2 protein-coding genes are annotated in these 2,308 nt (G+C 69.9%); both read right to left on the reverse strand.

Annotation, left to right across the window (positions count from 1 at the left end; all coding sequences use genetic code 11):
- Positions 1 to 130: 130 nt before the first annotated feature.
- Positions 131 to 1,213 carry a mannose-1-phosphate guanylyltransferase gene (manB, locus tag AOK17_RS45245; RefSeq protein ID WP_055618483.1) on the reverse strand — a complete coding sequence of 361 codons (1,083 nt, stop codon included), beginning with the start codon at positions 1,211 to 1,213 and terminating at the stop codon, positions 131 to 133.
- A 167-nt stretch (positions 1,214 to 1,380) separates the two neighbouring features.
- The coding region (locus AOK17_RS45250) for a peptidoglycan recognition protein family protein (RefSeq protein WP_169802007.1) at positions 1,381 to 2,308 on the reverse strand (928 nt) is incomplete at its 5' end.

The following is a 2,308-nucleotide window of genomic DNA, read 5'->3' on the forward strand; positions in this document are numbered from 1 at the left end:
CCTCAAACGCCGGACAGGCTGGATGATGCCGGACGGGCTGAAGGGTGTGGCCGGCTCAAGAAGTGAGCCTGCGCCGGTTGTGTGCGCAGGCTCTGCTCCCCCCTTGGTTAAGCCCTTGGTCGAGTCGGTGTTACTGGTCCGACGAGAAGCGGAGTGCTGCTGCTGGGATTTGGGCGTCGCACCAGATGCGTACGCCCTCGCGGAGTTCGTTGTCGGGGCCTACCGAGGCGCCGTCGCCCACCACCACTCCTGTGAGGATCGAGCGGGCTCCTACGTGGGCGCGGGCGCCGATCAGGGAGTCCGTGATGACCGCGCCCGGGGCGATTACCGCGCCGTCCAGGATCGTGCTGCCGGATACGCGGGCGCCCTCGCCCACCGTGGCGCCGTGGCCGACGACGGTGCCGCCGGTCAGTTTGGCGTCGGAGGCGACCGTGGCCGACGGGAGGACCAGGCGGTCACCGCAGCGGCCCGGGACGGCCGGGGACGGAGCGCGGCCGAGGACCAGGTCGGCCGAGCCGCGGACGAAGGCACCCGGGGTGCCCAGGTCCAGCCAGTAGGTGGAGTCGACCATTCCCTGGAGGTGGGCGCCGGAGGCGAGGAGCTCCGGGAACGTCTCCCGTTCGACCGAGACCGGGCGGCCCACCGGGATCGCGTCGATCACCGAGCGGCGGAAGACGTACGCTCCAGCGTTGATCTGGTCGGTGACGATCTCCTCGGGGGTCTGGGGTTTCTCCAGGAACGCCTGGACCCGGCCCGACGAGTCCGTGGGGACCAGTCCGTACGCCCTCGGGTCCGTCACCCTCGTGAGGTGCAGGGAGACGTCCGCGCCCGACGACCGGTGCGTGCTGATCAGGGCCGGGATGTCCAGGCCCGTCAGGATGTCCCCGTTGAAGATCAGGACCGGGTCGTCCGGGGCCGATCTCAGACGGGAGGCCACGTTACGGATGGCGCCGCCGGTGCCGAGGGGCTCCTCCTCGGTGACGTACTCGATGTGGAGCCCCAGCGACGAACCGTCGCCGAAGTGGGGCTCGAAGACCTCGGCCAGATAGGACGTGGCGAGCACGATGTGCTCGACCCCCGCCGCTCTCGCCCGTGCCAGCTGGTGCGTGAGGAACGGTACCCCGGCCGCCGGAACCATCGGCTTCGGCGTGTGCACCGTGAGGGGGCGCAGCCGTGTGCCCTTGCCGCCGACCAGGAGGATCGCTTCTGTCACCTGTCGTCTCTGCTTCCTGATGGGGCCGGTCGAACTGTCTTTCGACCGGCCAGTGTATGCAGACCGTTTCGATGGCTGTGGGGCGCCTCTGGGGGAGGTATGGCTGTGGGGAGCCGCCGGGGCTGGGACCCCGGCTTGCCGGGCTCACCCTTCCCGCCGACCGGACCTCATCGTCCCTGGTAGCGGGCCGAAGTCGCACGGGCCGTGCCGAGCTTCGCGTAGAGCCGGCCGCCCGGGCATTCGGTGGCGAAACCATCCCGGTGACCGGAGATTACATTGAGTCGTACGTTCTTTCCTTTTCGGTACAGATTTCCGCCGCCGGACTTGAGGTAGGTCTTGCCCTTCGGGTTCGCTCCGAAGAGGCCGAGCTTCCACGCCGTGAGCTTCGAGATCGCCTTGACGGCGGCGGCGGGCGGGTTCGAGGTACCGAAGCTCCCGAGGACCGCGATCCCCATGCTGTTGGTGTTGAAACCGAGAGTGTGTGCGCCCATGACCGGCTTGGCCACGCCTCCGGCCCGCCCCTCGTAGATGTTTCCGCACTTGTCGATGAGGAAGTTGTAGCCGATGTCCCGCCAGCCGCTGCTCTTCACGTGGTAGCGGTAGATACTGCGGATGACTGAAGGCGCCTGCGCGCAGCGGTAGTTGTTGCCCGACGCGGTGTGGTGGACGAAGGCGGCCTTCACGGTCTTCGTGTAGCTGAAGTTCCGCTCACGGAGCGTCTCGTCGGCGCCCCAGCCCCGGCGGGTGACGATGCGCGGACGTGCGCCGATGTACGGCTTCACGCGCTGGCCCGTCGCCGGGTCCGCCTCGTCGGCGGTGCCGATCGTGCCGGTCTTGCCCGTCGTACCCGGCTTGTCCTTCGCGCCGCCCGGCTTGTCCTTCGCGCTCGCCGCTTCCGCCGTCTCGCCACGGGTCGCGACCAGGTCCGCCTCCGTCTGCTTCTGGCTGAGGGCGGGGATCGCGGTCGCGCCGAGCGGGGCGAGGTCGGCGTTGACGGCGGAGGAGGCCGCGGCCTCGGGGGACAGGACGTTGCCCCGCGGGGTGTCCACCCCGGCGGCCTGGCCGGGCGGGGGCTCGGCGGCCGGGTCGACACCG

Origin of the sequence: Streptomyces phaeochromogenes, from assembly GCF_001418655.1 — a bacterium.
In the GTDB taxonomy this organism is placed as follows: Bacteria; Actinomycetota; Actinomycetes; order Streptomycetales; family Streptomycetaceae; genus Streptomyces; species Streptomyces phaeochromogenes.